The 7,196-nt window shown below is 53.8% G+C and carries 12 protein-coding genes; 4 read left to right on the top strand and 8 right to left on the bottom strand.

Annotation, left to right across the window (positions count from 1 at the left end):
• Positions 1–205 (top strand): BrnA antitoxin family protein (locus C5748_RS27050; RefSeq protein ID WP_105745713.1); only part of this gene is annotated, 205 nt, incomplete at its 5' end.
• 121 nt (positions 206–326) lie between these two features.
• On the opposite strand, the gene C5748_RS27045 is transcribed toward C5748_RS27050, so the two are convergent.
• The 8 genes from C5748_RS27045 to C5748_RS27005 all read right to left on the bottom strand — a co-directional run bounded on the left by C5748_RS27045 (position 327) and on the right by C5748_RS27005 (position 4,885).
• Complete coding sequence (locus C5748_RS27045; protein ID WP_105746123.1) at positions 327–815, bottom strand: hypothetical protein; 489 nt, start codon at positions 813–815, stop codon at positions 327–329.
• A gap of 239 nt (positions 816–1,054) precedes the next feature.
• A complete protein-coding gene (locus C5748_RS28070) occupies positions 1,055–2,077 on the bottom strand; it encodes a helix-turn-helix domain-containing protein (RefSeq protein WP_146119641.1) in 1,023 nt (340 codons plus the stop codon).
• The gene (locus tag C5748_RS27030) at positions 2,074–3,516 is read right to left on the bottom strand and encodes a replicative DNA helicase (RefSeq protein WP_105746119.1); all 1,443 of its coding nucleotides are present in this window, start codon (positions 3,514–3,516) and stop codon (positions 2,074–2,076) included. Before C5748_RS27030 ends, C5748_RS28070 begins: the two co-directional genes overlap by 4 nt.
• Complete coding sequence (locus C5748_RS27025) at positions 3,516–3,782, bottom strand: hypothetical protein (protein WP_105746117.1); 267 nt, start codon at positions 3,780–3,782, stop codon at positions 3,516–3,518. Before C5748_RS27025 ends, C5748_RS27030 begins: the two co-directional genes overlap by 1 nt.
• Complete coding sequence (locus C5748_RS27020; protein WP_105746115.1) at positions 3,782–4,039, bottom strand: hypothetical protein; 258 nt, start codon at positions 4,037–4,039, stop codon at positions 3,782–3,784. The genes C5748_RS27025 and C5748_RS27020 overlap by 1 nt, the downstream gene beginning before the upstream one ends.
• Positions 4,036–4,278 (bottom strand): hypothetical protein, encoded by a 243-nt coding sequence (locus C5748_RS27015; RefSeq protein WP_105746113.1) that lies wholly within the window; start codon positions 4,276–4,278, stop codon positions 4,036–4,038. Before C5748_RS27015 ends, C5748_RS27020 begins: the two co-directional genes overlap by 4 nt.
• A complete protein-coding gene (locus C5748_RS27010; RefSeq protein ID WP_105746111.1) occupies positions 4,275–4,619 on the bottom strand; it encodes a hypothetical protein in 345 nt (114 codons plus the stop codon). Before C5748_RS27010 ends, C5748_RS27015 begins: the two co-directional genes overlap by 4 nt.
• On the bottom strand, positions 4,616–4,885 hold the full coding sequence (locus C5748_RS27005; RefSeq protein WP_105746110.1) for a hypothetical protein: 270 nt from the start codon (positions 4,883–4,885) through the stop codon (positions 4,616–4,618). The genes C5748_RS27010 and C5748_RS27005 overlap by 4 nt, the downstream gene beginning before the upstream one ends.
• A 406-nt stretch (positions 4,886–5,291) precedes the next feature.
• On the opposite strand from C5748_RS27005, the gene C5748_RS26995 reads away from it, so the two are divergent.
• The 3 genes from C5748_RS26995 (at position 5,292) to C5748_RS26985 (ending at position 6,906) form a co-directional block, all read left to right on the top strand.
• The gene (locus C5748_RS26995; protein WP_105746106.1) at positions 5,292–5,864 is read left to right on the top strand and encodes a hypothetical protein; all 573 of its coding nucleotides are present in this window, start codon (positions 5,292–5,294) and stop codon (positions 5,862–5,864) included.
• A gap of 248 nt (positions 5,865–6,112) precedes the next feature.
• Entirely contained in the window at positions 6,113–6,703 is a 591-nt protein-coding gene (locus tag C5748_RS26990; RefSeq protein ID WP_105746104.1) for a hypothetical protein, read from the top strand.
• On the top strand, positions 6,700–6,906 hold the full coding sequence (locus tag C5748_RS26985; protein WP_105746102.1) for a hypothetical protein: 207 nt from the start codon (positions 6,700–6,702) through the stop codon (positions 6,904–6,906). Before C5748_RS26990 ends, C5748_RS26985 begins: the two co-directional genes overlap by 4 nt.
• Positions 6,907–7,196 lie beyond the last annotated feature (290 nt).

Below are 7,196 nucleotides of genomic sequence, written 5' to 3'. Positions count from 1 at the left end.
GCTCGCACAAGGCAAGTCATTCAAAGAGGCTTTTCCCGATCTCCACGCAAGCATTCAACGTTCCCGTGGCCGGCCACCCGTCGAAAACCCGAAACAGCAGGTTTCGCTACGCTTATCACCGGATGTCCTGGCAAAGCTCAAGGCGACTGGGAAAGGCTGGCAGTCGCGGGCAGATGAAATCCTACGGAAAGGGGTTGGCTTGTAACGCCAGAGGCCGCGAGCGGAGAACCTATTAATCTGGCGTCGCAATTCGCCGCATGAACATTTGGTGCCATGTTTCGTGTTAAAAGTCAAATCTATTTCGGCCACGAAACGAGTCCTGTGGATTAAAGGTACCTGAAGAAAATTGCGCAGGCGCGCAGGTCTTGGTGCAGAACCGGAGCCATGTCCCGTTCCTTCTGATCGTACTTCCGGGCAATCTCGGCAGCAGTCAATCCGTGGACGCAGTAGTCCGTAAGCCGGGAAGATACGAGCTTCCCGAGATCTACGACGGCAGCGCCGATTTCCGACATTGCATCGCAGCGGGCGTCGGGAAGGCCCCTCCAGCCTGTCGAGTTCGAGCCCATCAGGTTCGGGGATTTTGCATCAGCCGTCCCTGCCCTCTCCCATAGGACAGCGAAATGGCTTCCTGCATGGTACAGAGCAGCGTCCGCTGATTTTCGGCCATAGCGCCATTCAAACGTCCCCGGCCTCGATCTAACGGAGCGTGCCTCCGACCTGCTGGATGTGATGCGGACTTTTGTCCGGTAAATCCTGGCTCCCTCGAAGCCCGCCTCTTGAGGCTTTGGCTTTTTCGTCTGCTTGCTCTTGGTCATAAGCGATCCTTTGTCTCAGTAGCCGTCTGCGCCACGATCAGTGGCTTGTTTGATCTGGTGCATCTGATCTGAGGTCAGCTTTCCTGCCGCCGGACGGAAACACATGGGGTGCGGCCAAACCCTTTCAGGAGGGGAAATCCTGTACCAGTCCCCGCCTTCGTCAAGGAAATATCTCTTTTCGCCGCCATCAAACGGACCAGCCATGTCATTGAACTGCAATTCGCAGATTGCTCCATCCGCTACAGCCTCGACCCGAGGACGCCACGGGTTGAGCTTGTCATAGGCCTCGCGCGCTCTTCGTTCAGAAATTGGCATGGCTGCGGCCTCCATCCTTCATCAAAGAGTTCTCCACCGACATCATTCTGTCTTCCATTCCTTCCAGCCAGCACCGTCTTCGGCTTTGAGAAGGTGAGGAGGAACCTTGCAGCTTGGATGCGCTGGCATCGGCCCCCCAAGCTTTCAGTTGACCAAACTTGCTGTTGACGAGCATAGCGCAGCCGTTTGTTCCACTGATCCTCAGAAGTCTCCTTCATCGGCGCTTGAGCGGCCAACGCGCTTGCGAAGCCGTCAAAGCGGCGCTTTGAGATGAAGCGGCAGAGATGGATTACCTCGGTATCCGGCTTTCGGGAGAGGAAGGATTTATAGCCTGGAACCGCTGCATGGACCTGCGGGCGGTCATCATCGTCCAGCTTGCGCCACGCATCGAAAGCTTCCTTCTTCGACATGTTGGCATGGGTCGGATAATCATGCCACAGAGCATCGAATGCTTCCGGATAGCTGATCCGATTTTTCTTCCGCTTCGGAGCATGGTCCGAACTCGTTTCGGACAAAGAATCTTTAATTGGATTGTTTACTGGACTGTTAGACTGAACGTCGTTCAGTGCCTTTCTGTCGTTAGGTTCAGTACCTTTTGGAAGGACGTTCAGTGCCTTTTCGGAAGCTACTGAATCAGGTTCAGTGCCTTTTTCACGATCTGGCCATACCGCGTGATACTCATTGTTGCGCCATTTCTGACCGCGAAAACCGTGCTGAGACACTCTTATCCAACCCGCCTCACAGGCTATCTGGATGTGGGTGCAAATCGCCCGTTCAGACAGGCCTGTCGCTTCCGCGAGCTGCTTTGTGGTGGGGTAGCACCCCTCACCCACATCATTCATGAAGCAGGATATCGTGAGGAGCACATGCCTCGTTGTCGAAGGCAGATCCGATCCAACAATAGCGTGCCGCCACGTCCAAGCCCTGCTTGCCGTGCTATTCGTCATTGAAACCTCACTGCATTTCTGACCGCTGAGCAGGCGATATCAACGAAGAGATCAACCGTTTTGACGGCTCCGTTGCGCTGCTTGGCGACGATGAACTCAAGCTTGTTCTGGCAGTCTATCAACCGGTCTATTCGGTCTGATTCTCTTTCAGGGTCTTTGCCCTTTGCCTTCTCGAGGTAGTATGCTTCCCGATAGAGGAAGGCTACCAGCTCAGCATCCTGCTCGATGGAACCGGACTCGCGTAGGTCTGATAATTGCGGGCGCTTGTCGTCGCGGCTTTCCACCTGACGCGATAGCTGCGACAGCGCTAGGAGCGCCACGCCATATTCACGCGCGATGTTTCTCAGACCAAACGATATTTCTGAGACTTCCGCTGTCTTGTTGCCCTGATACCGATTAGTTGGGCGAATGAGCTGCATGTAGTCCACGACGAACATCTTCAAAGGACTTCCGGCATGCTCACACCGCTCTGCCATGATTTCCAGCTTGACCCGGATATCTGGTATTGAAAGGCCTGATTGCTCCTCGATTATGAGCGGCAATCCATTTACCTCTCGACTGGCGTCTTTTATTTTCTCCAGATCCTCTTTGGATGCTCGGCCTGCAATAAGATCGCTGTAGGGGACTTTGATATTCCAATCGTAAGAAAGGTCAGTAGCAGCCCTTATCGCGAGCTTCGCTGAGGACATTTCGAGAGAAATGAAGCCTACACCTGCATTGGATTTCGCCGCTCGCACGGCCACAGAAACCGCAAATGCAGTTTTGCCCATTGAAGGACGGGCACCAATAATAACCATCTCTCCTGGATGCAGTCCGCCAGTCAGGCGATTGATGTCAGTCAAGCCCCATGTGACCCCGGTAACGTCGCTTCCACGATTTATGGCGTCCTCGGCCTCCGCAAGCGCTTGTTCTGTCGCCTCGGCAAGGGTGATGAGCGTTTTCCGCTTTGGACCAATGCGCAGGTGCGATGCGATGTCATCGAGATTACGCGATACGTCCTTGATGAGCTTATCTGCATCGTTCCCCGCATCACTGGCGACCGCGTGGAGGCGTAGCCCTTCCTCAGCAGCCTTAAGGCGAGCCCATTGGGCAACCACGGCATGAGCCGTCTTGTCCAATCTAGGAGCCCCATAGACGCAATCCGTCGCCAGCTTCGCGATATAGGCTTGCGGAGATTGTTCGAACCTCTGCTTGAAAAGCGCGTCACTCTCGGGCGGCAAGAGCCGCGCTACAATGTTAGGCCTGCAGGATCCATATTGCTCCGCAGCGCTGCATGCTGCTTCGAATAGCACCCTATGCGCATCCACAACGAAGTGATCCGGCGGCAGGAAGGATGAAACCTTTCGAATGTCGCCTCCGAGAAGAAGAGCGCCGAGAACTTCACGCTCTACCTCTGGAACGAAATCGGGTTGATTGTTCTGCTCCACATTGCCGGTCATCAACTACCGGCCTTGTTATTCAAAAACGTCTGAAAGGCTGTCATCGACCCGACAAACCGCGAACGCTCCACAAATAGCCTGCCGTAGCATCCGATCTGAACAAAATCAGTTTGGGGAAACGCCTGACAGGCGTAGGCCACTTGCAACGCAGATTCTGCGATCTGGATTGCCAGCGCATGCTCTTCTCGCAGGTTCGGCCTTATCGTGTCCGTTTCCGCCAGAAATTTGGGAATGCTGAAGCGAGTGCCGGTATGAATGATCCCCATCACAGCCCCCTTTCTGAAGTCGACCTGACCGGCTTTGACAGGCGAGCTTCCGCCCACAGGTCGAGGTCATCACGATGATAGAGGGGGATGCGCCCGGCATACTGCATGGCAGGCCCGCCACCGATGGTGGCGAGCTTTTCCAGCGTGGCGTAGGCAATGTCTATCCCATGCCTATCTTGTAGATAGGCTGGCACCTCTTTCCGGCGAAGGCGCGGGCGACTGGTCGTATGGGCTGGCTCGCGATTGAAGTTACTCATTCTGCCGCCCTCCCCGCCTTCAGTTGCCGGTAGTTGGCATCCGTCAACTCCAAAATCTGCTTTGAAAATCGGCTGGCGATACTGGTCAACGAGGCAACTCGGTCCAGTTGGTGGTTTCTTTCTTTGCCAACGCCATAATCCATGCCATCGAGAAATACCCTGACAGCCTCCAGGAGCCCATGCAGGTCGGACAGGTCCCCAATGATGTCGTCCACCGTGTATTCCTGATCAGCGCTCACAGATCACCCCTCCCTATAAAACGGGCGGCAGTGGCTGCGTGGAGGCTAACCCGGTTGAGGAAGGCAATCTCAATGCCTGTAAGGCGTCCTTTCTCCTGAACCTCGTGGCGCGTGATCATGCAACCGACGATGCTCGCAAGTAGGGTGGCATTGCCGTAGCTCGGATGCTGTGCGACATAGGAAAGAAGCTCTAACGCCAGTTCATGGCCTTTGTCGCAATCCGTCCCGTAGCCGCCGGTTCCTTCAACGATCCAATAATCGATGCCGGTGCCGCGCGGGATCTTGAGCGACATAAAGGATAGGTCCCTGGCGAATTGCGTCGGTTTGGTGCGCGTGCTCATGCCAGCGCCCTCCCGTTGAAGGCCTTCAGAAGATTGCAGGCCATCTGGTCGGTTTTGTATGCGCTCCAAACAATCCGGTTCAGCTCTTGAGACGTCAAAAAATACTTGTCGGGATGGCCGGTAATATCTTCATGGCTGCCGTCGCCAAGGGCTCGCTCGATCAGTTGCGCCGCGATGTTCGCCATGGTGGCAAGGTCATTAAGAGCCTCTTCCAGATCGACCGTTGCCAGGCTGGCGGCTGCTATGCTATCTAATGACTGGTTCATTAGCTTTTCCTTCTATGGATTTGCTGAACTCTGGCTCGGGGAAGTGGCAGCTTCCGCCGGGCCTTTTTGTTTTTTACTCAACATGCTGCATCCTCTAAGAAAAACCGGACCAGACGGGACTTTTCAGCAACCCATCGTCCGCCGACTTTTCTCGCGGGAAGCTGTCCCGATTTGAGGAGGTGAAAAGTTTGCCTTTCTGTACGACCGATAAGTGCAGCGATCGCCTCAACCTGCCAAATCAGCTCTATGTTCCCTACACGTTCGACATGCGCTGTCATTGCGTTGCGCCTCGCCGTACTGCATTTGCAATACGGCAACGATACCTGTTAACCGTAACCAGTCAAGCGCTATTTGCACTTTTTATTCAGTACGTGTACTTACAGTGGGTAACTGGGAGTACGTGGCAATGGCGCGAGAAACGAGCCGAGCAGGCAAGAGTGAAACACTTACCATTCGACTGGATCCTAAAACGCGTTTCGTTCTTGAATATGTATCTCGGCTGAAGGGGCAGACGATCACTACCGTTGTCGAACGGGCGATCTTGACCGCCGCAGAACAAGAAACAGTGACTGACTACTTAATGGGTGGAACGTTGGGATGGTCAGATTTCTGGAACATCAGCGAAGGCGTCAGAGCGCTATCAATTGCAGCTAGGCGGGAATTTTATCCCACATTTGAAGAGGATAAACGCCTCTCGTTTTGCAGAGAGCATTGGCCGTTCTTTTGGGCCTCTAAGGAAAAACGTTCCTTTTTGAACTTTTATGTGGACGTGCTTTGGCCGAGAATAGACGAATTCATCCAAATCCATGACGACAAAAAAGCAAACGATTATTTTGCCGCTGGCAAAGCTATGCAGGCGGCGCTTGTTGCAGCCCAACTCAAAGCCCCAGAATGGCCGATAAAAGAAAAAAACGAGGAAAAAAAACCCTCGAAAGGGGGAGGATTTAGCCGCGACCTTGATGACGATATACCATTTTAAGGGCGAGCATAAACGCGCTTGCGCGCCCTGGCCGTCTTTGGGGGAAAGGCTAACCCGACGATCGGTTGCAATTTGGTGCCGGGCAGATCTTCGCCAACAACCCCTACAAATCAAAAAGTTAACAGGAATTAACACATTTCAGTTTTGAAAGCGGGGTTATCGGTTACAATATTTTTTGCTTCTTGAGTGACGGCCCTCAGATTGTTTGAGTGCTCGCGGCGGGGTGCTTTCTAGCCATGGAGCGAAGAATGTACCTGAACGATTATTCCCATAATGCCAGGAGCGCTGACCGCGCTCACCGTCGTATCCGGTATCGCGGCACAACGCCAAAAGGCGATGCGCTCTGGACACCTGAAGAAGATGAACTGTGCAGGACGTATGGGGTGGATTATACGGTCCTGATAAAAAAGCTTCCTCACCGATCGTACAGTGCGCTACGTGGTCGCTGTCAGAAGCTAGGCCTTCGTCCGCAGCGAAATCTGGTCACAGCAAGCGAGCTTTCAAAAATGCGCAGAGTTGTGCCAAATGGCACACCAGAAGAGATCCGGCAGGCATTCCCGCACAGAACATTGGGCCAGATAGGAAACATCTGCCGTTACCACGGGATACGCCGCAAACAAGAGCCCTTAAAAATCACAGGTCACGCGGTTCTCGACGCCATTCGGCAAAGATGCGCCGAACTGAATTATTCGATGAGGGATCTGGACGAGCTTGCCAGAACAAAGCGCTATTTCAGACAGGCTGGATGGCTTTTCAAAAAACGGCTCAACTATCAAGCCATTGGCCGAGCGGTGCAAGCCCTCGACGGCGAACTCACTGTTCGCTGGAGGGATCAATGAAGCTGGACCGCCAAGCTATTTCTGCCGAGATTGAGCGCCTGATCGGTCTGCTCGATAAAATTGACGGCGACCCCGATTTTGAGCCGGAACCTACTGAAGAGCAGCACGACGCTGAAGCGGACCTCACCTGGAGGAATGGATATGCGCCTGACTGGTTCGTTATAGCCGAGCGATCAAGGCGGAAGACACGCAGCATTCACTGAGCGATCCCATTCCGGGCCGCCAAACGAGATAAAGCCCCGCTGCTAGCGAGGCTTTATTGGGCATCAGATTCGCCTTTATGGGCACTCACGAAACACGCTCAATGGTGAGTATTTGGTGAGTTGCCGAAAAAGCCGAGATCAGATAATTCTTCTAAGTGCTTGATGACCTACCCGAGACATGGGTCACAGTTCATTGCGGACACATAGGTTACACAATTGGCGCTTTGCGGAGGATCGCGGAGTGCCGTGGAAGGAGTGTAGCCTTATGGATGAACGGCTGAAGTTCATCG

Source organism: Phyllobacterium phragmitis (assembly GCF_002980495.1).
GTDB lineage: Bacteria > Pseudomonadota > Alphaproteobacteria > Rhizobiales > Rhizobiaceae > Paramesorhizobium > Paramesorhizobium phragmitis.
Note: the sequence above shows the minus strand (reverse complement) of the source record. Positions and strands in the feature narration are given on the sequence as shown.